This is a genomic window from Actinomadura sp. ATCC 39365 (assembly GCF_054392275.1).
The window spans coordinates 8,078,591-8,101,597 of sequence record NZ_CP184335.1; the positions used below are offsets into that span (position 1 = coordinate 8,078,591).

21 protein-coding genes are annotated in these 23,007 nt (G+C 71.4%); 8 read left to right on the forward strand and 13 right to left on the reverse strand.

All coding sequences use genetic code 11. The annotated features are described in order from the left end of the window. Positions 1–432: 432 nt before the first annotated feature. The 3 genes from ACNF49_RS39090 to ACNF49_RS39100 form a co-directional block, all read right to left on the reverse strand. The gene (locus tag ACNF49_RS39090; RefSeq protein WP_482940813.1) at positions 433–2,097 is read right to left on the reverse strand and encodes a TROVE domain-containing protein; all 1,665 of its coding nucleotides are present in this window, start codon (positions 2,095–2,097) and stop codon (positions 433–435) included. Between the two features lie 788 nt (positions 2,098–2,885). Further along, positions 2,886–3,722, reverse strand: coding sequence for a S1 family peptidase (locus ACNF49_RS39095; protein ID WP_482940814.1), 837 nt, complete (start codon positions 3,720–3,722; stop codon positions 2,886–2,888). A 29-nt stretch (positions 3,723–3,751) separates the two neighbouring features. After that, positions 3,752–5,248, reverse strand: coding sequence for an alpha/beta fold hydrolase (locus ACNF49_RS39100; protein ID WP_482940815.1), 1,497 nt, complete (start codon positions 5,246–5,248; stop codon positions 3,752–3,754). 198 nt (positions 5,249–5,446) lie between these two features. On the opposite strand from ACNF49_RS39100, the gene ACNF49_RS39105 reads away from it, so the two are divergent. Then, entirely contained in the window at positions 5,447–5,800 is a 354-nt protein-coding gene (locus ACNF49_RS39105; RefSeq protein ID WP_482940816.1) for a hypothetical protein, read from the forward strand. Beyond that, complete coding sequence (locus tag ACNF49_RS39110) at positions 5,797–6,300, forward strand: MerR family transcriptional regulator (protein WP_482940817.1); 504 nt, start codon at positions 5,797–5,799, stop codon at positions 6,298–6,300. The genes ACNF49_RS39105 and ACNF49_RS39110 overlap by 4 nt, the downstream gene beginning before the upstream one ends. A gap of 62 nt (positions 6,301–6,362) precedes the next feature. Here ACNF49_RS39110 and ACNF49_RS39115 read toward each other — a convergent pair whose 3' ends face one another. Together ACNF49_RS39115 and ACNF49_RS39120 are read right to left on the reverse strand one after the other, a co-directional pair. Then, positions 6,363–7,256, reverse strand: a complete 894-nt coding sequence (locus ACNF49_RS39115) for a LysR family transcriptional regulator (protein ID WP_357971309.1) — start codon at positions 7,254–7,256, stop codon at positions 6,363–6,365. 107 nt (positions 7,257–7,363) lie between these two features. Next, positions 7,364–7,933, reverse strand: a complete 570-nt coding sequence (locus ACNF49_RS39120; RefSeq protein ID WP_482940818.1) for a TetR/AcrR family transcriptional regulator — start codon at positions 7,931–7,933, stop codon at positions 7,364–7,366. Between the two features lie 97 nt (positions 7,934–8,030). Between ACNF49_RS39120 and ACNF49_RS39125 the strand changes: the two genes are divergently transcribed. Then, positions 8,031–8,723, forward strand: coding sequence for an SDR family oxidoreductase (locus tag ACNF49_RS39125; protein ID WP_482940819.1), 693 nt, complete (start codon positions 8,031–8,033; stop codon positions 8,721–8,723). On the opposite strand, the gene ACNF49_RS39130 is transcribed toward ACNF49_RS39125, so the two are convergent. Beyond that, the gene (locus tag ACNF49_RS39130; protein ID WP_482940820.1) at positions 8,668–10,062 is read right to left on the reverse strand and encodes an MFS transporter; all 1,395 of its coding nucleotides are present in this window, start codon (positions 10,060–10,062) and stop codon (positions 8,668–8,670) included. The genes ACNF49_RS39125 and ACNF49_RS39130 overlap by 56 nt on opposite strands. A gap of 125 nt (positions 10,063–10,187) precedes the next feature. Here ACNF49_RS39130 and ACNF49_RS39135 point away from each other — a divergent pair, with 125 nt between their 5' ends. Continuing rightward, positions 10,188–10,715 (forward strand): CGNR zinc finger domain-containing protein, encoded by a 528-nt coding sequence (locus tag ACNF49_RS39135; RefSeq protein WP_482940821.1) that lies wholly within the window; start codon positions 10,188–10,190, stop codon positions 10,713–10,715. 28 nt (positions 10,716–10,743) lie between these two features. On the opposite strand, the gene ACNF49_RS39140 is transcribed toward ACNF49_RS39135, so the two are convergent. The 4 genes from ACNF49_RS39140 to ACNF49_RS39155 form a co-directional block, all read right to left on the reverse strand. Further along, complete coding sequence (locus ACNF49_RS39140; protein ID WP_482940822.1) at positions 10,744–11,163, reverse strand: VOC family protein; 420 nt, start codon at positions 11,161–11,163, stop codon at positions 10,744–10,746. Between the two features lie 20 nt (positions 11,164–11,183). Beyond that, complete coding sequence (locus ACNF49_RS39145) at positions 11,184–12,044, reverse strand: SDR family NAD(P)-dependent oxidoreductase (RefSeq protein ID WP_482940823.1); 861 nt, start codon at positions 12,042–12,044, stop codon at positions 11,184–11,186. A gap of 122 nt (positions 12,045–12,166) precedes the next feature. Then, positions 12,167–13,663 carry an MFS transporter gene (locus ACNF49_RS39150; protein WP_482940824.1) on the reverse strand — a complete coding sequence of 499 codons (1,497 nt, stop codon included), beginning with the start codon at positions 13,661–13,663 and terminating at the stop codon, positions 12,167–12,169. A gap of 60 nt (positions 13,664–13,723) precedes the next feature. Next, positions 13,724–14,098, reverse strand: a complete 375-nt coding sequence (locus tag ACNF49_RS39155; protein WP_357971317.1) for a VOC family protein — start codon at positions 14,096–14,098, stop codon at positions 13,724–13,726. Positions 14,099–14,282: 184 nt separating this feature from the next. On the opposite strand from ACNF49_RS39155, the gene ACNF49_RS39160 reads away from it, so the two are divergent. Beyond that, positions 14,283–17,729, forward strand: coding sequence for a protein kinase domain-containing protein (locus ACNF49_RS39160; RefSeq protein ID WP_482940825.1), 3,447 nt, complete (start codon positions 14,283–14,285; stop codon positions 17,727–17,729). A 91-nt stretch (positions 17,730–17,820) separates the two neighbouring features. Here ACNF49_RS39160 and ACNF49_RS39165 read toward each other — a convergent pair whose 3' ends face one another. Next, entirely contained in the window at positions 17,821–18,129 is a 309-nt protein-coding gene (locus ACNF49_RS39165; RefSeq protein WP_482940826.1) for a hypothetical protein, read from the reverse strand. A 439-nt stretch (positions 18,130–18,568) separates the two neighbouring features. Here ACNF49_RS39165 and ACNF49_RS39170 point away from each other — a divergent pair, with 439 nt between their 5' ends. After that, positions 18,569–19,930 (forward strand): CBM96 family carbohydrate-binding protein, encoded by a 1,362-nt coding sequence (locus ACNF49_RS39170; RefSeq protein ID WP_482940827.1) that lies wholly within the window; start codon positions 18,569–18,571, stop codon positions 19,928–19,930. Positions 19,931–20,042: 112 nt separating this feature from the next. On the opposite strand, the gene ACNF49_RS39175 is transcribed toward ACNF49_RS39170, so the two are convergent. Together ACNF49_RS39175 and ACNF49_RS39180 are read right to left on the reverse strand one after the other, a co-directional pair. Further along, on the reverse strand, positions 20,043–20,531 hold the full coding sequence (locus ACNF49_RS39175) for a GNAT family N-acetyltransferase (RefSeq protein ID WP_357971562.1): 489 nt from the start codon (positions 20,529–20,531) through the stop codon (positions 20,043–20,045). A gap of 119 nt (positions 20,532–20,650) precedes the next feature. Further along, positions 20,651–20,923 (reverse strand): hypothetical protein, encoded by a 273-nt coding sequence (locus ACNF49_RS39180; protein WP_482940828.1) that lies wholly within the window; start codon positions 20,921–20,923, stop codon positions 20,651–20,653. A 99-nt stretch (positions 20,924–21,022) separates the two neighbouring features. On the opposite strand from ACNF49_RS39180, the gene ACNF49_RS39185 reads away from it, so the two are divergent. Together ACNF49_RS39185 and ACNF49_RS39190 are read left to right on the forward strand one after the other, a co-directional pair. Continuing rightward, positions 21,023–22,264 carry a sensor histidine kinase gene (locus ACNF49_RS39185; protein WP_482940829.1) on the forward strand — a complete coding sequence of 414 codons (1,242 nt, stop codon included), beginning with the start codon at positions 21,023–21,025 and terminating at the stop codon, positions 22,262–22,264. Beyond that, a complete protein-coding gene (locus tag ACNF49_RS39190; protein WP_357971323.1) occupies positions 22,252–22,890 on the forward strand; it encodes a response regulator transcription factor in 639 nt (212 codons plus the stop codon). The genes ACNF49_RS39185 and ACNF49_RS39190 overlap by 13 nt, the downstream gene beginning before the upstream one ends. Positions 22,891–23,007 lie beyond the last annotated feature (117 nt).

Sequence of the window (23,007 nt, forward strand, 5' to 3'; positions counted from 1 at the left end):
CATTCAGAAGAACACACGTGTCTGTCCACCGGAGATCCTTCCAGGAAACAGCCGCGTGCATCTCCAGCGAGCCAAGCCGGGAGTTCACCCTTGCAAGAGCGCGAGGATGCCCAGCAGACAATCGAGAAGGGCGCTGCAAGCAGAGGCGCTCGGCTCTATTCGTCGTGCGCACGCTCCGGGTGTTCCGGCGTCTTCGATTTGGAGGCGAGGTTTTGTTGGCGGTGATCTTAAATGGCGGTTCCGGGCGGGCACAGCCCAACCGAGGACGGCATTCAGATTGGTAAGTCCTCATAAGCAGCCCGGCGGCGAGCGTGCTCGCTCGTCGTGACGTACACCTCTTCGGGGTCGTACGTGGTAATGACCCCGGCCGGGAATCTCTTCCTGGCCGGGGCATACGTCTCCGGGAACCGGGAGTGACGCGTCAACGCCCTTTCAGGCGCGAATGAATCCGTTGACGATGAGCGGGAGCGACGCGTCCAGGCCGACCACGTTCAGGACGCCTTCGTCGTCAGGATCGCCGATCGAATATCCCGCTGCGGTCATCGCGGCGATGACCACGCGAGCGTTGGCGTTGACGGTGCGGCGGTAGGCGTCGAGGGCCTGCGCCGGGTGGGAGCGTCCCGCCCAGGTCTCGTTGTCGGTGAAGACGATGATGCCGTCCACCTCCATGCGCTGGTCACGCGCCCACGTGAACGGCAGTGACAGGTCCGTGCCGCCGCCCGACGGCTGCCAGGAGGCGATCTCGCGCAGGTTCGTGCGCGGGGTCACCTTCGAGGCGTGCACGGACGTGTCGACGTCGATGACGTGGAGGTTGCCCTTCTCGATACGCGACAGCATGACCGCCATCGCGTTGCCCACCTCGTACGGGGAGCCGATCGGGGAACCGCCCACCCGGACGCCGCCGCCCCAGCTCATCGACCCGGACGAGTCGACGGCGACGAGCAGCCGCTTCCCGGACGGCTCGACCGTGCCGAACGACAGCTCGTACGTCTCCTCCAGCGCGTCGAGGATGGCCGGGACGGGGTGCCAGGTGTGCGGGTCGGCGCGCGGGTTGGGCTGCGCCTGCCCGGAGGCGTAGACGCGCATCGCGAGCCAGGCGTCCATCGGGTGGATGCGGGCGCGCAGGATGGCCTCCTGGTCGGTGAGCCGCAGCACCGCCCGCGACGTGGCGTCCGCCATCGGTTCGAGGGTGCCGAGCCGGGTCATGCGGGCCAGGTTACGGATGAGCGCGGTCAGGCCGACCGTCTCGATCAGCGCCTCCCACACCGACGGCTCCTTCAGCACCGAGTCCGGCAGGAACTCCCACGGCACCTTCGCCTCGGTGACCACCCGGACCGCGTCCTCGGCGGTGGTGACGGCCTTCGCGGTGAGGAACCGGTCGACGGCGGGCAGCTCGTCGCGCGCCTCGTCATCGGAGATGTTGCCGGCGATCCAGCCGAACAGCGTCCTGCGCTGGTCGGAGTCGGCGACCGGGTGGGCGATCCGCAGCACGTCCCGCAGCGCGAACGCCTCGCCCTGCGGCGTCTTGCGCTGGGCTGCCTTGCACGCCTTGAACGCGACCGCGTCGGCCTCACCCGCGAGGAACCAGGAGCCGAGCGCCGTGCGCAGGCTCCGGCCCACCGTGGGCGCGGTGCCCCGGCCGGTCGCCTTGCCTCCGAGGTTCTTGTAGTAGCCGAAGAACTGGGCCAGGTGGTCGGTGGTCCGGGCGACCTTCGCCAGCGCCCGCTTGGCCGCTTGGCGGGTGTCGGCGTCGCCCTTGGCGTAGCAGGCGGCGAGAGCGAACAGGGCTGGACGCTGCTTCGGCGCCCGCGGCGGCCGGGCCGTCGAGATGTCGGTGAGCAGCGTGACGACGCGCGGACCGTCCGCGGCGATGGCCTGGAACAGCACGCCGGCGTTCTCGGCGGTCAGCTTGTTCTCATCCACGTAGTAGGTGCCGCCAGTGGTGCCGAGAATGAGGAAGTCCTCCAGCTTGCGCCACACGTCCTTGGCGAACACGTAGCCGCCGGCAGCGTTCTTGACCTGGTCGGTACGGCCAGGGATCGGGTGCGTCTGCTGGGTCGCGATCGCCGAGACGCTCGCGAGAGGGTCACGTGCCATCGTTGGCTCCTTCCGTTCGACCCGCCCGAGGGCGGATATGACGAAGGGGCGCGGATGTGGTGATGTCCACCGGCCTTTATGACAGACGCTCTTCCGACCCGCTCCCCTGCCTTTGCGCGTCAGCCTTGCCGGCGGTACGGATGTGGGGTTTCCGACCGGCCTTCAGCGTGCTGCCAGTTACACCACGGGCCGCGAGTGCGGACCGCCGGGGCTCGAACCCGGTCAACTCGAATGGGAATCGATAACCGATCAGGATTCGACCCGTACCGCCGGCAAGGCTGACGTGCGATCAGGTCTGGAACCGGCACGGATATGGGTGACCCACCGGCTGTTACGGTGCTCTGCCATTGAGCTACACGAACCGAAGTCCGTGACGGGATTCGAACCCGCAGCCGCCGGCTTATAGGGCGATGACCGACGAGATTCGACCCGTGCCAGCACCAGACCTGACCAGCTCGCGCGGCTCGGAAAGGCGCGGATGTGTGTGGCGGGCACCGGAGGGTTCTTTTTTGGAGAAAGATAACCGATGTCCATTCGACCCGCGCCTGCCCGGGTCTCGCGAAGCTGATCCATACGGTAGCGAGCAACGTGCCGCATTACATCTGGATATTTCCGAAATGGGAAATGTCAGCGCATCGTCCCGAGCGGTGCTCGCCCCCCGCCCTGGATCGTCCCCCGCCCGGGATCGGACCCCGCTCACCCAGCGGTAGGCGGGACTCGATCAAGGACCGTTCCTCGTCGGCGAGGTCTTCCCGCGCCGGCCGGATCGAACAGGGTGCACAGCGGCGTCACCGCGCGGAGGCCCGCGCATCCGGCCTGGGCAGCAGGCAGCCGGGGCGCTCCAGGTCGAGCTTGTTCCCCGCCCTGACGCAGGTGGCCAGCCAGTACGTCTGGGTTCCGTAGGCGATGCCCTTGCGCACGCTGATGGCGCCGTCGCGGTTCATCTCGCACGGGTTGTCCAGCGTGCACCGGCCGCCGCCGTGGTTGCTGGTGTTGTTGATGCCGATGACCTTGCCGCTCCTGGCGTCGAGGATCGGGGATCCGGAGGTGCCGTGGTCCGTGTCGCACCGCGGCGTGTAACGGATGACGTCCTTGGTCACGTTGCCCACCTCCAGCACCCGGTAGACCAGCGCGTCGACCTCGCACGAGAAGATCTTCTTCATGCTTCCGGAGACCACCCGGATGTCCGTGCCCGGCGTGGGACGCTCCGTCGACACCGTGAGCGGCCGGATCCGGTAGGCCCGCTCCAGCTGCCGGTAGGTCATGTCGAGCTGGTACAACGCGATGTCGGTGCCGGTCAACGTCACGTAGACCGCTCTGGAAACGTGCAGGGTGGCCACCGGCTCACCGGCGCCGTCGAGCAGGTCGACCACGCGGTGGGACGGCTGGTCCACCAGGACCTCGTCCGGCACCGGCCACGTGCCCTCGTAGCAGTGCCCGTTGGTCAGGACGAAGGCCCGGTCGTCGGCCGCGCTGACCGGCATCCGCACCAGGGATCCCGAGCAACCGTCCACGTTGACGGTGCCCGCCAGGTCCACGGTCGCCGCCCGCGCCGGGAAGGCCAGCAGGTTGAGGCCGAGGATGGCGGCACCCAGTACCGCGCCGATTCGCCGAAACACACGCATCTCATGTCCGTTCATGGGAGGGGCCGCGGTCAGCGCGTACCGGGGCAGGTGCCCGCGGTGGTACGGCCGGTGCGGAAGAAATCGATCACCTTCGCGGCGCAGGGCAGCCGGCGCAGCGAGGCGTGCGCGTCGTCCTGGACCGTCAGCAACGTGCCGCCGACGGCTTTCCACGTGTCCACCGTCCAGGCGTACGGCGTGACGTCTTCGCCGATGTGGCCGGACAGTTGCAGGGGGCTGGTTCCCCTGACCGGCTTCCACGGGCGCGCGGGCCACGGCCATTCCCCGCACCAGCCGCTGCGCTCGAAATAGCCGCCGGTCGCGGGGAAGGCGGCTCTCCGGGCCTGCGCGGCGGCCCACATCTGCTCGAAGTCGCGGCCGCCGACGCCCTCGTTGCAGAAGATCGCCTGGTACTGGATCAGGTTCAGGCCCAGAGGGTTCTCGTCGAAGCCGAACACCTTCGCGGACTCCGGGGCGGGACGCGCCGACAGCGGGACGCCGCCTTCGCGGACGGTGGCGAGATCCCTGGCGGAGGAGATCCAGCCGCTCGGCCCTCCGCCGAGCATCGTCCTGACCCACTCGCCGTCGAGCACCGTGTTCTCGTCCACCTCACGTGGTTCACGGCGGAGCTCGTCACGCAACGCGAATATGGTCTCGCGGACCTTGGCGTCGGTCGTCCCGAAGTGATACTCGCCGTCGTGCCGCGCCAGCCATGGAACGAACGCGTCGAAGCGCTTCTCGTAGAGCGCGTCCATCGTGGCGTCCATGGCGGCGAGGTCGATGACGGGCGGCATCACCGAATCGACCCACATCGCGTTCACCCGGTCGTCGAACAGCGACCGGTAGTTGACGCCCACCGCGGTGCCGTAGGACACTCCGTAGAAGTTGATCTTCGATTCGCCGAGGGCCGCGCGGATCGAATCCACGTCGCGCGCTATGTTCGTGGTGGTCAGCTGCTGGACGAAGGCGGGATCCTTGGCGGCGCACCGCTTGTTGTACGCGGCTGTCTCGGCGAATCCAGCCCTCGCCTCCTCCTTGGGCGACGTGGTGGACGGCGACTCCTGACCGCCCCTCTCGTCCTCCGCGTCGCACTTGATCTTCTCGCTGTAGCCCACGCCCCTGGGATCGAACCCGATCAGGTCATGGTCGACGGCCAGCGGGCCGAGCTTGCTGGTGGCGTACGTCGCCGGCGCGTCGATGTTGCTGATGCCGGGACCGCCGGGACTGATGACCAGCACACCACGGCGCCTGTTCGGGTCGGCGGCCTTGACCCGGCTCACGGCGATCTTTATCTTGCGGCCCTGCGGGTTCGCGTAGTCCAGGGGAACCGTCAGCATGGAGCATTCGGTCCTGGTGTCGTGCTCGACGGGCCAGTCCTTGGCCGTCTTGGCGCATTCACGCCACGTCAGAGGCGCTTCGTCGGTGTGAGCGTCGGCCGCGCCGACGGCTCCGAAGCTCGCCAGGCCGATCAGGCACACGACCGCCACGCGCGCCGGACGAATACCTGGGAATACACGGGTGCTGAACATGGTCGCATCTTTCGACGGTCCTGCCCGCACACCTCCAGGCGCGCGGGGCACGCCGTCAGGCGTACGTCGCCCACCCTGGAGGGCGGAGGTTCCAGCACCGTCGCGACCCCGTGTCAACGACCGCGCGACCGTGTATCCGCTCTGCATCCACCACAGAGGCTTGCATCCGGTACCCAGGTACAGGTTTACCGTCGAGGCATGACACAGGACATCGCCTTCGGCCGGGGATGGGCTCCTGCCGCCTGCACCCTGCCCACGGCCGAGCAGCCGCTGCGCGTGGCCGAGTTCGACGCCTTGTTCGCCGACGCGGTGCGGGGCGTGGCGCGGCCGGAGCGCACCCGGCTGCGCCTGGACCTCGTCCTCAGCCCGGAGCACGCCGCACGGGCCGCCGAGCTGACGGCCCGGGAGAACGGCTGCTGCTCCTTCTTCACCTTCACCCTGACCATCGCCGACGGCCGCCTGTCGCTGGAGGTGAGGGTGCCGCCCGAGCACGTCGACGTGCTGGACGCCCTGCAGACCCGCGCGGTCGCCGAAGCCGGGCGGACGACATGAGGCAGGACACGCAGGGGCTGGACAGGCCGTACCTGCGCAGCGGGCAGGTGGCCGAACGTGCCGGGGTCAACCTGCAGACCTTGCGTTACTACGAGCGGCGCGGCTTGATCGCCGAGCCGACGCGCAGCCCCGGCGGCCACCGGGCCTATCCGCCGGAGACGGTCACGCTGCTGACGGTGATCAAGGCGGCGCAGCGGCTCGGGTTCACGCTGGAGGAGGTGGCCGAGCTGCTCGACACGGGGCGGCGCGGCCATCCCACCCCGGATCTGCGGGCCCGCGCCCAGGCGAAGATCGCCGAGGTGGAGGCGAGGATCGCCGATCTGACCACCATCCGCGCCGCGCTGGCCGAGGTGGTCTCGGCGGGTTGCGACAGCCTGACCCACTGCACCTGTCCCGATTGTCCGCTGCCCTTCGCCGACCTGGCCGAAGGCCGCCTGCCGGAGCGGACGGCGTCGTCACCGCCCTGCTCGGGCGGGTCCGGCCGGACGGCGGGCGCGTGACCTGCCCTGCGGCAGGCGGGCATGGGACCTCATCGCCGAGGAGAACGGGCGGACTCGGCAGGTCAGTCCTGGGGTGGGAGAGGGCCGAGGTCGCGGGCGATCCCGGCGAGGGCCCGGACGAGTTCGTTCTCCGTGTCGCTGCGCCAGACCAGGGCGTACGGCAGCGGTTCCATGTCGGTGACCGGCAGGTAGGTGATGTCCGGGCGGATCCAGTAGCGGGTCATGTGGGCGGGGAAGAGCACGACGATCTCGGCCATGCCGGCGAGCGTGATCGCGTCTTCGGTGTCGTGGACCAGGGGTCCGCGTTCGATCGTGCGGCCGCGGCCGGTCTCGCGCGGGATGGCGGCGTCGTACCAGTAGCCGGGCCGGGTGTCGGAGCGCGGGTGCTGGAAGTCCGCGGCGATCTCCAGGGAGACCGACGTGCGGCGGGTGAGCTCGTGGCCGGCGGAGACGGCGAGGACGCGCGGTTCGGCGAACAGGACCGGTCCGACGGTGAGATCGGGTTCGTCGATGGGCAACCAGGCGATCAGGACGTCGATGTCCCCGCGCCGCAGGGTGGCGAAGGCGTCGCTGAAGCGGCTGTTCTGCAGGCGTAGCTTCCACCGCGGGTGCCGTTCGCGGAAGGCGTCCCAGTAGGGGCGCAGGTCGTGGGCGTTGGCGGGCAGCATCCCGACGCGCAGCGTGCCGGTGAAGCCCTGGGCGGCGAGCCGGGCGCGTTCCATGCTGTCCTGCAGCCCGGCGTAGTAGGGGCGCAGGTCGTCGCGGAGTTGCTGCCCGACCGGCGACAGCCGTACGGTGCGGCTGTTGCGCTCGAACAACAGCGCGCCGACCTGCCGCTCCTGCTTCTGGATCGCCTGGCTGATGCGGGCGGGTGACACGTGCAGCCGGGCCGCGGTGCGGCCGAAGTGCAGTTCCTCGGCCAGGGTCAGGAAGATCTCGATGTCACGTAGTTCCACGCCTGCCCTGCCTGCTCCTACTGAAGATGAGCTTTCCACGCTCATCGTTGTTCCGGCTGTGCACTGTAGTTGATCCGCGAAACGCGCGAATCGCGTGCGATGTCCCTTTAGGGAGTGGTCCGGTCGCCGGTCAGTGCCGTGCGTGCGGCGGCGAGGATGTCCTCCGACAGCGGGTCGCCTGCGGTGGCGCGGGCCAGGACGAGGGCGCCGACCATGGTGCACAGCCGTACGAGGCCGTCCTGGTCGGCGGTGGCGAGCCAGGCCGCGGTGTCGTCGATCTGCTCAATGAACACACGGCGGGCCTCGGCGTCCGCGTGACCGCGGGCGATGTCGACGGCGAGCCCGGCGGCGGGGCAGCCGTCGGCGGCGTTGTCGCGGTGCGTGGAGGAGAGGTAGGCGTCCATGTACGCCGCCTGGGCGGCTTCGCGATCTCCCGCGTGCCGTTCGAGCGCGGTGGCCCGAACGTCGGCGTGCTCGTCGAAGGCGCGCGCGGTCGCCTCGCCGATGAGGGCTTCCTTGGAGGCGAACTGCTTGTAGAAGCCGCCGTGGGTCAGCCCCGCGGCCTTCATCAGGTCCGCGACGCTGACCTCGGTGCCCTGCTCACGGAAGAGCCGGGACGCCGTGTCGACGACCCGCCGGCGGTTCTGCCGCGCCTGCGCCTGTGATCCGCGCCCCATCTGCGCCCCCTCTGTCGGATGTCAGTCGTCATCTATCCTATGCTGCGGCAGATAGATTACCTTCATAATCTAACTAACCCGCATCAAGGAGACAGGCATGAATCTGAACGGCGCGGTCGCGGTGGTCACCGGCGCGAACCGGGGTCTGGGACGCCACCTGGCCGCACAACTGCTGGACCGCGGCGCATCGGTCTACGCGGCCGTCCGCCGTCCCGACGACCTGGACCTGCCAGGAGTCACCCCGCTGCTCCTCGACGTCACCGACCACGCGTCGATCCAGGCCGCCGCGCGGATCGCCACCGACGCGAACCTCCTGATCAACAACGCCGGGATCTCCACCGGCACGCCTCTCATCGGCGGCGACCTCGACGCGGTGCGCCGCGAACTGGAGACGAACTTCTACGGCCCCCTCGCCGTCACCAGAGCGTTCGCCCCGGTCATCGAGGCCAACGGCGGGGGTGCGATCCTGAACATCCTGTCGGTGATCTCGTGGTTGCACCCGGCGCGAGCCGGGGCCTACGCGGCAGCGAAGGCGGCCGCGTGGGCACTGACGGACGCGGCCCGCGAGGAACTCCAGCCCAGGAGGATCAGCGTCTCGGCACTCCATGTCGGCTTCATGGACACCGACATGACCGCCGGGCTGGACGGCGTCCAGAAGGCCGACCCCGCCGACGTCGCCACCCAGGCACTCGACGGACTCGCCACCGGCCAGGCCGAAATCCTGGCCGACGACCTCACCCTTCAGGTCCGTCAGGCTCTGGCACGAGGACCCGTCCCGACCGGCAGGTGATCGCCCGGCGCGAGCCGGGCCTGCCGTTTCGCGCGCCGCCTTCCGCCGCTCCCAGCCGGAACCACGCGGCGGGTGCGGCTGCGTCGGCGGCCGCGAGCGCGGCGGGGGTGGCGGTCTTCAGGAACGGCACGATGACGGCCAGGGCCGCGACGGCGAAAAGGGTGAAGGCGGCCTGCATGCCGAGCCACTGGGCGAGAAGCCCGACCAGCCCCGCCCCCAAGGGCATGGCGCCCCAGCTGAACAGGCGGGCGGCGGCGTTGTAGCGGCCCAGCATGCCGGGGTGGACGAGGCGCTGGCTGATGGTGCGGGCGTTGACGGTCCACAGGATGCCGCCCATGCCGCCGAGGAAGGCGGCCGCGGCCACGATCCACAGGTTGGTGGTGAACACGGGCGCGGCGACCATGGCGGCGGTGCCGATCAGGTCGGCGAGCATCGACCAGCGGCGTCCGAGCAGGCGGTTGACGGTGGTGACGGTGATCGCGCCGACCAGGCCGCCGGCGCCGAGCGCGCTGAGCAGCAGGCCGTACTGGGCGGGCTCCAGCTTCATCAGCTGGGTCGCGACCAGGGGGATGAGGGCCAGCCAGGCGCCCCAGCAGGCGCTGAGCACGGTCAGGGCGAGCGCCATCAGGCGGAGCAGCGGCTGCTGCCACAGGCAGCGCAGCCCTTCGGCGATGCGCTGGTTGACGGTGCCGGACACGCTCGCGGCCTGCGGCTTGAAGCGGCCGGCGAGCAGCACCAGGATCAGCGTGCCGAGCAGGTAGCCCACGCCGGTCCAGCCGAGCGCCACACTGGCGCCTGCGGCGATGAGCAGGCCGCCGACGAAGGGGCCGCAGAACTCGTTGCAGACGGTTTCGGCCCCTGCGAGCCAGGCGTTGGCCCGCTCGTGCCGGGCCGGGGCGACGGCGGCGGGCACGAGGGTGGCGGCGGAGGTCAGCGCGACCACTTCGGCGCCGCCGAGCGTGAGTCCGGCGAGGTAGAGGGCGGGCAGGGTGATGTCGTCGCCGACGGCCAGGGCGATCAGTCCGGCGACGACCAGCATGCGGGCGCCGTCGGCCAGCCACAGGAGCATGCGCCGGTCGAAACGGTCGACCAGGACGCCGACGTGCAGGGCGATCAGGAGCCAGGGCAGCGTGAGGGTGAGGCCGACGCCGGCCACCTGGGCGGGGGAATCGGTCAGCCGGGTCGCCATCAGCGGCAGCACGACCTTGGTCACGCCGTCGGCCAGGTTGGTGATCGCGGTGAAGGCGACCAGCACGACGGTGTTGCGGCCGCTGCGATCGACCGGCACCGGCCGGCCGTCGGCACCGGCGGTGGTTCCCGGTTCCAGCACACTCGTCATCGCTAACCTCCTAAACGCGTTTGCCGGTCAGTATGCAGGTAGAGAAACCCGTTGCGCCACCTGGGTCGATAACTGGTAAAGTGCTTTCGCTGGTTGGTCGGCAAGCTGACGGAAGGGGGCGCGACGTGATCGAGCCCTCGCCCGCCGCCCGCCTGATCGAGGCGTTCCTCAACACCGTCGACCTCGAGAACGGACAGGACGACGTCGCCACCCCGGCCGAGCTCGCCGGCTGGCTCGCCGCCCGCCAGATCGCCGACGACGCGCTCCGGCTCACGGCCGAGCAGCATCGCGCCTTCCTCGACCTGCGTGCCGGATTCCGGGAGGCCCTCGACCCCGGCCACCCCGTCTCACCCGACCACGTGGCACCGGCCGAGGCGATCCTCGCCGAGATCCCCCTCCTGGCCGGCCTGGGACAACCGCTCGTCCCCGTTCCCGGCCGGGGGGCGGTGGAGACCGCGATGGCCCACCTGGCTATCGCCTGGGTCACCCTCGTCCTCACCGGCCAGATCCACCGGCTCAAGCGGTGCGCCGAGCACACCTGCCGCGGCGCCTTCTGGGACTCCTCCAAGAACCACAGCCGCCGCTGGTGCTCGATGCGCCTGTGCGGCAACCGCACCAAGTCCCGCCGCTACGCCGCCCGCCGGAGCCAATAGCGGCCGTCGGCGAAGGCACCCGAGACCGTCACCCGGCGGAGACGTCGGTGGCTGACGTGCCGGTGGCCGCATGGTCCCACTCGACGAGCTGAACGACGACGCCGTTGGGGTCGGTGAGCTGCATCAGCCGCTCACCCCATGGTTCGGTGCGCAACGGCATGGTGATGGGGGCGTTCTCCGCGCGCAGCCGGGCGTCCTCGGCGTCGATGCCGTCGACGGTGAAGGCCACGATGAGCCCGCTCGCCCGCTGGTGGCGCTGGGCCTCCGGCAGGACGTCGGTGCCGCGGCGCAGCAGCACGATGTCCGCCGCGGCACCGTCCTGTCTGGTGAGGGACGCGAAATCGGGGGTCGCCATGGCCTCCTGGTAGCCCAGGTGGGCACGGAAGAAGGCGCTGGAGGCGGCCACGTCGTCGACGGTGAGCGACACGGTCGTGATGGTGATCTTCATGGGAATTCCTCTCAGGGTGGTCAGGAGTGGTCGGCGGGGGCGGGGACGGCCCGCTCGGCGGCCCTGCTGACCCGCTCCCAGCCCGACCAGTCCGCCATCCGGCGGCGCGAGAGGTCGAAGGCCAGGTCGTAGACCATGCTGCCGAGCAGCAGCCGCTGCGGCGGCTCGGGGCTGTCGACCAGCGCGAGCATCGCCTCGGCGGCCAGCCGGGGATCGCTGTCGATCGAGCCCTCCGCCCACTGCCGCGCCAGTTCCTCGCGCAAGGGTCCGTACGGCTCGGCCGGAGTGGTCGCCGTCATGCTGGTGTACAGATTCGTCCAGTAGCCGCCCGGCTGGACGATGGTGACCTTCACCCCGAACGTCGCGGCCTCCTGCGCCAGCGCTTCGCTCATGCCCTCCAGCGCGAACTTGCTCGCGCTGTACAGCCCCGTGCTCGGGAAGCCGCCCAGGCCGCCGATGCTGGAGATCTGCACGATGTGCCCGGATCGCTGCGTGCGCAGCGCCCCGAGAGCCGCCTGGCTGACCCACAACGCGCCGAAGAAGTTGACCTCCATCTGCGCGCGGGCCTCGGCCTCCGTGAACTCCTCGATCATGCCGGAGTACATGCTCCCGGCGTTGTTGACCACGATGTCGAGCCGGCCGAAACGTTCGGCCGCGGCGGCCACCGCCGCGAAGACAGCGTCCCGGTCGGTCACGTCGGCGGCCAGCGGCATCACCCGGTCGCCGTGGACGGCGTCGAAGTCCTCGCGCACCACGCTCCGGGAGACGGCGACGACCCGGTCGCCGCGTTCCAGCGCGGCCACGGCGTAGGCGCGGCCCAGGCCGCGACCGGCTCCGGTGATGAACCACGTGCGCGGTGAACGAGTGGATGCGGTACTCATGGGCGGACAGCTCCTTGTGTCGTCGGTTCGGTAGGTGAGGAAAGTGGCCGGGGGCCGTCGCCGGCCCTGGGGCGACCGCGTCGGCCAGGTCTCCGGCGAGGTCGGCGGTGCGGCGCGCCCGGTCAGTGAACGGGCGCGACCGGGGCAGGCTGCTGAGCCTGCGCGGCCGTAGGCGCGGCGGGTCCACGGCCGCGCAGCAGGAACAGCGCGACCACGGCCGCGGCGAGCACGCCCGCCGTGGCGCCCGCGAACGCCGTGGTCATGGCGGAGTCGTAGGCCTGCCGGGCGGCGTCGGCCAGAGACGGGTCGGCCACGGCGGCGGCGACCGAGCGGCGGGCCTCCTGCGAGGCGTCGGCGGGCATGGCCGCGGTGTAACTGCCGGTGGCCAGGGCGCCGAGGGCGGCCACGCCGAGCGCCGCCCCGGCCTGCTGGATGGTGTCGTTCAGCGCCGACCCGACCCCGGCCCGGTCGGTGGGGATCGCGCCCATCAGCGCGGCGACGGCCGAGGGGGCGGCCAGGCCGCTGCCTGCGCCCAGCACGACCTGTGCGACGGCGAGGACGGCGAAACCGTCGGTGGAGGCGAAGCCCAGCAGGGCGAACCCGGCGGCCATCACCAGCATGCCCGCGACGGCGGTGGCGCGGTTGCCGATCCGGCCGCCCAGCGCGGCGCCGAGCCCGTTGAAGACGATCGAGGCGACGAACATGGGGATGAACGCCAGTCCGGCCTGGGTGGGGGTGTAGCCGAGGACGAACTGCAGGTACTGGGTGAGCACCAGCAGCAGTCCGCCGTTGCCGACCTGGACCAGGGTCAGCAACAGGCTGCCACCGGCGAAGTCCCGGTCGCGGAACAGTGCCAGGGGCACCATCGGGTGCGCCGTGCGCAGCTCCCAGGCGACGAAGGCGCCGAGGGCGAGCACGGTGACGACGAGCGGAATCCAGGCGACGCCGTGCGCGAGCTCGTTGATCGTCCACACCAGCGCCGACATGCCGATCACCGACAGGACGGCCCCGAGAGGGTCGGCCCTGGTCGCGGGGCCCTTGGACTCGGGCATGAGGGTCAGGGCGGCGATGACGGCCAGGGCGGCGATCGGGAGGTTGATCCAGAAGACCGACTCCCAGCCGAGCGCGGTGGTCAGGACGCCGCCCGCGACCGGGCCGCCGATCAGGCCGAGCAGCGCGAAGGCGGCGCCGGCGGCCATGGCCTTGCGGCGTTCGGTCTCTTCGGGGAAGACGACGATGAGGATCGACAGCGTGGAGGGCATGACGAGGGAGCCGCCGAGGCCCATCGCCACGCGGGCGGCGATCAACTGGCCGGGATCACCGGCGAAGGTGGCGGCCAGGGACGCCGCGCCGAAGATCACCAGGCCGATGACCATGATCTTGCGTCTGCCGTACCGGTCGGAGAGGGATCCGGCCGTGAGCAGCAGGCCGGCGAAGGCCAGCATGTAGGACTCCAGGATCCACTGGACGTCCTGAGAGTCGGCGCCGAGGTCGGCGGCCAGGGCGGGCACGGCGACGGTGAGCGCCATGTTGTCGATGACCAGGACCAGCGTGCTCAGGCAGAGCACGATGAGAATCAGCCAGCGACGAGGATGCGGGTGCATACGTCTGGGTTCCATTCGGATACGGAGGGTGTTCGACGGTGAGCGGCCTGCTGCGGCCGTCCGCCGGAGGGGAGATCAGGCGCCGCTCGGCGTGATCCATTCGGTCAGCTCGACGACGATGCCGTTGGGGTCGGTGAGGCGGACCAGCCACTCGCCCCACGGAGTGCGCCGCGGCGGCCCGGCGACCGGCGCGCCCTCGGACCGCAGCCGCTCGTACTCGCGCGCCAGGCCGGTGACGGTGAACGCCACCACCGGCTGGGCGCTCGCCTGGCGAGGCTGTTCGAGGTCGCGGCGGTGCAGCAGGATGTCGGCGGCCGCGTCGTCGCGGCTCAGCCAGACGAGGTCCGGGGTGCCGAGCGTCTCGCGGAACCCCAGATGGGTGGTGAAGAAGCGGCTGGAGCTCGCCAGGTCGTCGACGGTGAAGACGACCGTGGAGGAGACGACGTTCACTGATCTCCTCTGGCGCGGTTGCCGGTCATGGATGGTCCTTCTTGCGGTGTTTCATGCTGGATCAGCTTCGCCGGTGCGGCGTGCGGGAACAACGCGGGGTTCCGCAATGGTGCGTTAACCGCAGACTTAACGGGCGGCCGGTCGGGCATTGACGTTCGTGACGGCCTCGCGCGCACAATGGGGCGTGGCTTGGAGCCCGCTCCTCGACGGTGACCCCCAGCGCATCGGCGCGTACACCCTCGCGGGGCGCCTCGGCGCGGGTGGCCAGGGCGTCGTCTACGAGGCGTACGGGCCGGCCGGCGACCGGGTGGCGGTCAAGGTGCTGCACGCCGGGGCGGCCTCCCTCCGCCCGCCCGACGGCGAAGTACGGGCCTTGTCGAGGATCGCCCCCTTCTGCACCGCCAGGATCCTCGACTTCGACCTGGAGGCCGAGCGGCCGTACATCGTCAGCGAGTTCGTGTCGGGGGCGAGCCTGCGCGCGGCGGTCCGGGAACACGGCCCCTTCCACGGCGACGAGTTGCACCGGCTGGCGGTGGGGGTGGCCACGGCCCTGGTGGCGGTCCACCGCGCGGGCGTGGTGCACCGCGATCTCAAACCGGACAACGTGCTGCTGGGCCCCGACGGGCCCCGCGTCATCGACTTCGGCATCGCCCGGCTGCTCACCGGCTCGATCACGCCGGGCGGCGCCGTCGGCACCCCGCTCTACATGGCCCCCGAGGTGCTGCGCGGCGCCCCCGCGGGCCGGGCGGCCGACGTCTACGGCTGGGCGGCCGTCATGTTGTACGCCGCGTCGGGCCGTCCGCCGTACCGGGCGCAGGCGCACACCGTCCCGCTGCCGGAGCCGCTGCGCGCGCTCGTGAACGCGGGGCTGGCCGAGCGGCCGGAAGGGCGTCCGGCGGCCCGCGACCTCCTGCTCGGCCTGCTGGAACACCGGGCCGCCCACGGGAGCCTCATGGAGGCCGGCAGCCGGGCGGCGGGCGTCGTCGCCGCCCGGAACGGCGCCGTACGGCCGCCGCTCGGCGAGCGCGCCGAGCAGGCGTTCGCGGCGCTGCCCGAGCCCGCGCAGGCCGCCGTCCCCGGCCTCCTGGTACGCCTGGTCGGCCCCGGCGACCAGCTCGGATCCGCCACCCCGGACGAACTCGGCGACGACCCGGCGGCGCCCGTCGCCGTCGAGGCCCTGCGCCGGGCGGGGGTGCTGACCGGCGACGCGGACGGCGTGCGCATCGCCTCGCCCGCCCTGCCCGTCGCCTGGCACCGGCTGCGCGGCTGGCTGGCCGACGAACGTCCCGGCCTGGCCGATCTCGAACGGCTGCGCGACGCGGCCCGGGCATGGGCGGCGAACGGGCACAAGGACGCCGACCTGCACCAGGGCTCCGCGCTCGAACGCGACCACCGCTGGGCCGGCCAGACCAGGCGGCACCTACGGCTCAACCCGGTCGAACGGCGCTTCCTCGCCGCCTCGGCCGCGCTGGCGGGCCGTCGCAGGCGGCGCCGGGCTCTGCTGCTCGCCCTGCTCGCCGCGCTGCTCGCGGTGGCGGCGGTCCTGGGCACGCTGGCCGAGACGCAGCGACGTACCGTCACCGGGCAGCGGGACGAGGCGATCGCCCGCGGGCTCGCCGCGCGGGTGCCCGCGCTGCGCCTGCACACGCCCACCACGGCGATGCAGCTCAGCCTCGCCGCCTGGCGCCTGTCCCCCGTGCCCGAGGCGCGGCTCGGGCTGCTGGCCTCGCTCGGCCAGGCCGACGTCAGTACGGGCATCGACGGCAGGTACGTCGCCGTGTCGGCCCGAGGGCACGTCCTGACCTGGGACAGCGACGGCGCGACGGTCCGCGACCCGGCCACGCGCCGGACGCTGGGCACGATCGCCTCGCCCGGATGTTGCGCGAACAGCTTCCTCAGCCCGGACGCCTCCCTCCTGCTCGCCATCGACGCCTACCAGTCCACGGCCCGCCTGTTCGGCGTGCGCGACGGCCGCCTGCTGCACGAGCTGCCCCTGGTCGGCAACGGAGCGGTCTTCGCCGCCGGGGGCGGCAGGGCGGCGGTGTTCACGTACGACTCCGGCAGGCCGGTCTCGGTCCTCGACCTGCGCCGCGGCACCGTCGTGCGCACGCTGACCAGGAAGACGGTCACGGCGGCGGCCCTGAGCCCCGACGGGTCCACCCTCGCGCTGGCCGGCGCGGACCGCCGGGTGGAGCTGGTGGACCTCGCGTCGGGACGTACGGCACGCGCCTTCACCGTCCCGCCCTCCGACGACCAGATCCGGGCCCTGCGCTTCACCCCGGACGGCAGGACCCTGATCAGCCACGCCGTCGAGCTCCGTTTCTGGGACGCCGGCACCGGCGCCGAGCTCGCCGGCCACGCCGCGGCCGGGGAGCACGTGGAGAGCTTCGCCACGGACCCCGGCGGGCGGTGGCTGGCGACCGCGAGCAGCCAGGGCCTGCGTCTCTGGGACGTACGCGCCCGCCGGTCGGCGACCGTCGTACCGGGCCTGCCGTCCCTGGTGGAGGAGCTGGCGTTCACCGGCGACGGCCGCGGCCTGGCCTACACGGTACGGCCGGGCGGCGTACGGTTCGCCGACGTCGCCGCCTGGACCGCGCCCGATCGGCTGGGCGGGGAGGCCGTGCAGGCGGCGCTGGCGGTCGGGGCGGGACGGGCCGCCACGGCCGGGCCTGGCGGCGTACGGGTGTGGGACCTGCGCACCCGCCGCCAGGTCGGGCCCACCCTGATCTTCCAGGGCACGGAGGCGACCTCGCCGTGCGCCGCCTCGAACGACCCCGCGCACGCGGTGACCCTCAGCCCGGACGGCGCCACCCTCGCGGCGGTCACCCCCGACGGAGCCGTACGGATCAGCGACGTCGCCACCGGCCGCGAACTGGCCCGCCTCTCCCGCCGCCCGCCCCGCCGGACGGGCGATCTGTGGCGGGTCGGCGACCTCACGTTCGGCCCCGACGGCAGGACGCTCGCCGCCGCCACGACCTACCGCGCCCCTGGCACCTGCCAGGAGGAACGGGCCACCCAGCTCTGGACCGCCACCCCCTCCTGGCGGCCGGCCCACACGGTGAACGCGACCTACGGGAGTTTCGCCTTCCTGCCCGGCGGCCGGGAAGTGGTGGCACGCGACGACGACGGGCTCGTGCTCCTCGACGTCGCCTCCGGGCGGACGGTCCGGCGGATCACCACCGATGCCGTCGGCGGGTCGCTGAGCGGCCTCGCGCCCGACCCCCGGTACGCGCTCACCGGCGTCAACGCGCTGTACCTCGCCGATCTGCGTACGGGCCGCCTCATCGAGCCGCCGCTGGTCAGCGAGGCCGGCGTCGACGCCGCCGCCTCCTCCCCCGACGGCCGCACCCTCGCCACCGTCGACAGGGACCAGCGCATACGCGTACGCGACACCTCCACCGGCCAGGTCGCCGACCTCCCGTTCCCCGGCACCGCGGGCCCCGTGCTCGCCCTGTCCTTCTCCCCCGACGGCCGCACCCTGTACGCGCTGACCGGCGACGGCGCCCTGTTCACCTACGTCACCGACGGCCCCCGCGCCGCCGTCCTGCTGTGCACCCGCGTAGGCGGCCACCCTTCCCGTACCGACTGGTCGCGCTACGTCCCGGACGCGCCGTACCGCGAACTCTGCTGAACGGCGCGCATGACATCCATGCGGGGCCGCGGTCCCCGAACATGCGGAAGCCCTCGCACAGCCGGAGTGCGAGGGCTTCCGCATGTTCGTGCTAGGCGGAGAAGCTCCCGATGGGAGGGGTGTCCACGCCGTAACCCGGCTTGAGTATCCACGCGACCGGGCCGATGCATCCCGGGAAGGCGTAGAGGCGGACGTCGCCGTTGGTCCGGTTGTAAATCTGATGGGGGTCAGGGGGCAGGTTGTGGCAGCCGTTGGGGTTGGCGTACACGAACAGGGGCTGGAGTGCGGTGGTGTAGACCACCACCTCGCCACTGGCGGCCAGGGCCGGGGCGGCGGCGGCCAACGGGCTGACGGTGACGGCCGCGGCAGTGAGGGCGGCGAACGCGAGACGAGACTTCATGCGGACTCCTGATCTTCTCTGAGGCGGCGGGAAGATCTCCGGCGATCCCAGGTCTTCCCCACGACACCCAGGGTAAATCGCAAAGCGTGGCCGATCAACAACCGACCGTAGTCAACGGACGGCCGCGGATTGCGGTGCCGTCAGTCAGGTGAACGCACACCGCCCGCGCCGGGACACGCCGTCGTAGCTGGGGTTGACAAACGTTGGTGACCGACCGACGATCTCCGGGAATGCAGATGTGCAGCCGGGCGGCAAATGGCCGCGGCCGCATCTTTTTTCGTGTCCATTGATTCTTGTCATGGCATCCGACGTGGCCCGGTTCGCCTTTTCCTGGAGGTTACGGGCAATCCTCATGCCTGGGCCGAGAAATGTGTTCCGACAGGGGACGACTTCACAGACAACAGGGAGAGACGTGCGACGAAGAAGTTTCCGCTCATCCGTGAGATTACGTGTCTGGGCCTTCCTTCCGAGCCTGCTGCTCGGCGGCCTCGCTCCCCTGCCGGCCTCGGCACAGGCGGCACAGGCGGCACGCGACGGCATCGCACCCGTCGCCGACACCTACGTGGTGGCCGAGGCGCCGGGAACCGTCTATGGGACGTCGGCCAAACTCGCGGCCTCGAACTGGAGCACTCCCTGGCACAGCCAGGCATACCTGAAGTTCTCCGTGCCCGCCCCGCCGGCCGGGCAGAGCATCGCCTCGGCCCGGCTGGAGATGCTGTACCAGAAGACCGAGCAGCAGGCCGCCGTCACCGAACTACGCTCGGTCGCCGACAACTCCTGGACCGAGTCCATGACCTACCCCCTCCGGCCCGCGCCCGGCCCCGTCGTGGCCACCGCCACCCTGCCCGCGCCGGGCGCCACCAGTCTCGGCTTCGACGTCTCCGCCACGGTGCGCACGGCCGGGACGTACTCCTTCGCGATGACCAACCCGAGCGCGGAGTCGGCGACCGTCGTGCACTCGCGCGAGGCCGGTGACCTGGGCCCCCGCCTGATCGTCACCTACACCCGGCCGACGCTGTGCGGAGCGTCCTTCGCCGCCGAGACCGGCGAGACCTATCAGCAGGCGCTGGCTCGCGAGGACTCCCTGTTCGGCGGGCTGAAGGCGGTACGCGTCTTCTACGGCGGCCTGCCCGACCCCTGGCCCGGCAAGCTGAACGCGGGCAAACGCCCCATGGTCATCTCGTTCAAGGCCGCCCCCGCCGCGATCGTCGCCGGAACCCACGACGCCGCGATGCGCGCCTGGTTCGCCGCGGCACCGGCCGACCAGGACATCTACTGGACCTACTACCACGAGCCCGAGGACAACATCAGAAACGGCGAGTTCACCGCCGCGGCCTACCGTCAGGCCTGGAGTCACCTCGCCGCGCTGGCCGACGAGGCGGCCAACCCCCGCCTGCGAGCCACGCTCATCCTGATGGGCTGGACGGTGGACCCGGCCTCAGGCCGCGACTGGCACGACTACTACCCCGGCAGCACCGCCATCGACGTCCTGGCCTGGGACGTCTACAACTACGACACCACCGCCGCCAAAGGCCAGTACCTCAGCCCGGCCGCCCTGCTCGACCGCACGTACGCCGTCAACCAGGCCGAGAACCTCCCGCACGGCGTGGCCGAACTCGGCAGCCACATCGCCGCGGGCGACGACGGCACCCGCCGCGCCGCCTGGCTCGGCCAGATGACCGCCTACCTCGGCCAGCACGCCTCCTTGTGGGCGCTCTACTTCGACCTCGACTGGTCCACGGGCGACTACCGCCTGCGCGACCCGGCGGGCCGCGCCGCCTGGACCTCTTTCTGCACCTGACCGTCCCGCCGGCGGACGTCATCAAGCCCTCAGCACAGCCGGCTGCTCGGCCAGGCACCGGACCGCCTGCAGGCGGTCCGGCGGCACTGGCCGGGCGCGTCGTGGGGAACCGTCACAGAGCGCGGTACATGATGTGCAGTCCGACGTAGCCCTTCACCGGACTGCAGAAGCCCTCCGGCACGGTGCCGAGCACCTCGAATCCGAGCCGCCGGTACAGCCGCACCGCCGTCTCGTTTGTCTCCACGACCGCGTTGAACTGCATCGAGCGGAAACCCATGGCGCGGGCCCACTCGATGGTGTACTCGCACAGCGCGCGGCCCACACCGCGTCCGGAATGCGCTGGATCGACCATGTAGCTGGCGCTCGCGACGTGCGAGCCGTTGCCCATCTGGTTGTTGTTCATCTTCGCGGTGCCGAGGATCGTCCCGTCGTCGTCGACCGCGACGACCGTACGATTCGGGGCGGGCAGCAACCACCAGCCGCGCCCCTCTTCCTGATCGAGATCGAGCGGATAAGTGAAGGTCTCACCGGCGGCGACGATCTCGTGGAAGAACGGCCAGATGGCCGACCAGTCGTCCACGGTGGCTTCTCTGATCAGCATCCGGCCAATATACCGGCGGCCCCGAACGTCTCCCGGTGACGGCGAGGCATCGTGCGCCTTCCCTTCGGTGACAGCCGTCCGAGCAGCGGGCTTCCTTCCTGCGAGGGGGACGACGTGGTTCATGTCTTGCGCCTGCTCACGTGGTGCACGATGAGGGCGGCGACGCACACGATGGCGACGGCGCCCGAGGGCAGGCCGAGCGACCAGGCACGGCCGATGCTGTTGGCGATCAGGTTGACGACCGCGCTGGCCATCAGGACGAGCCAGAGCAGGGCGCGCAGCGCGAAAGCGCCTCTGCTCAGCGCGGGCCTGCCCGCCGCGTGCCGGGATGTGATGGCCCGGGAGGTGGCGGGGTCGGAGTCAGGGCTGGGGATGCGATAGGGGTCCGTCATGGCCAGAACTCTAGAAACGGGCCCGATCTGCGGAAATCCCGGACGCTACCTGGCCGTGGTACAGCGGGCTGGAGCAAGCTGTGTCCCCTTTCACCTACCATGGCATCAGTGTTGCGGGGAATCCTTGAAAGTCTGGAACGGCTGGCCGGAGGGCTCGGCACCGCGTTCATGGCCGTCGTCGTCTCGCTGTGCTGGCTGGTGGTGGCCGCGCTGAGCCTGGTGGGGGTCGGGCTGGCGCTGGTGCCGGCGATGATCGCGATGACCAGGGGCGCGGCCGAGTGGGAACGCAGGCGCCTGGCCGGCGCGGGTGTCGAGATCGTCAGCCCGTACCGGCTGCCTGCCGAGCAGCTGCCCCGAGGCTGGGCGGCCAGGATGCGGGCGGCCCGTGCCGACCCGGCGACCTGGCGCGACCTGGGCTGGCTGGCCCTCTACGCCGTGGTGGGCCCGGCCTGCGGCCTGCTCGGGCTGGTCATGCCGGTGGCGGCGCTGCGGGAGGTCACCTACCCGCTCTACTGGCAGTTCCTGTCGCGCGAGGATCAGCTCACCAACTTCGCCGTCCCGGTCACCACCTGGCCGGGCGCGATCGCCACCTCGATGATCGGCATGGTCGTCGTGGTCGCCCTGGCCCGTCTCTTCCCTGTGCTGGCGCGCCTGCAGGCGCTGCCCGCCAGGAAACTGCTGGTCCCGCACGCCTCGATCGACTTGTCGCAGCGCATCGCGCAGCTGACCGCGACCCGCGCGGGTGCGCTGCGCGCGCATGCCGTCGAGCTGCGCCGGATCGAGCGGGCCCTGCACGACGGCGCGCAGAACCGGCTGAACGCGGTCGTGGTCACGGTGGCCGCGGCCGAGCGTGCACTGCAGCGCGATCCCGCCCGGGCCGCGCACGCACTGGAACGTGCCAGGAACGCGGCCGAGCAGGCGCTGGCGGAGCTGCGCGGCGTGGTTCGCGCGATCTTGCCGCCGATCCTGGAGGAGAAGGGGCTGGCGGGCGCACTGGACGCGCTGGCCGCCGGATGCTCGGTGCCCTGCCGGGTGCGGGTGGGTGAGCTCGCCGAGGTGCCGTTGTCGGTGGAGAGCACCGCCTACTTCACCGTGGCCGAGGCGCTGACCAACGTGGGCAGGCACAGCGGCGCCCAGCACGCGGAGGTCGTCGTCGAACGTGTAGGCCCGTTGCTGCGCGTCCAGGTGCGTGACGACGGCAAGGGCGGCGCCCGCGACGGCGCGGGCACCGGGCTGGCCGGCATCCGACGCCGCGTCGAGGCCCATGACGGAACGATGACCCTGACCAGCCCCGATGGGGGGCCGACTGTGATCGAGGTGGAACTGCCGTGCGAGTCGTGATCGCTGAGGATGACGCGCTGCTGCGCGAGGGCCTGGTGCTGCTGCTGAGCGGGGAGGGCATCGAGGTGGCCGCGGCCGCGAGCGACCCCGAGGGGTTCCTGGCCGCGGTCGAGGAGCACCGGCCCGATGTGGCGGTGGTGGATGTGCGCATGCCGCCCACCCACACCGACGAGGGCATCCGGGCGGCCGTGGCGGCCAAGCGCCTGCAGCCGGGCCTGGGGGTGCTGGTGCTGTCGGCGCATGTCGAGCAGGCGTTCGCGACCGACCTGCTGGCCGACGGCACGCAAGGAGTCGGCTATCTGCTCAAGGAGCGGGTCGGCAAGGTCGAGCAGTTCCTCGAGGCGCTGAACCGGGTCGCCGGCGGCGGCACCGCCATCGACCCGGACGTGGTGGCCCAGCTGTTCACCCGCCGCCGCGACCCCCTGGCGGAGTTCACCCCGCGCGAACGCGAGGTGCTCGCGCTGATGGCCGAAGGACTGGGCAACCTGGCCATCGCCGACAAGATGGTGATCACCGAGGGAGCGGTGCACAAGCACATCCGCAACATCTTCGCCAAGCTCGGCCTGGCTCCCAGCGACCGTATGGACCGCAGGGTCGCCGCGGTGCTGCGCTACCTCAGCGCCTGAAGCCGGCCCCTGACACCCGGCCTCCGGAAAACGGCCCTGTGCGCTGGGCCGCGGGCGGCGTGCGGTAGCCAGCACCACCATCGACCGGCCAGCGAGCGGGATCGAAACCGCCTGCGC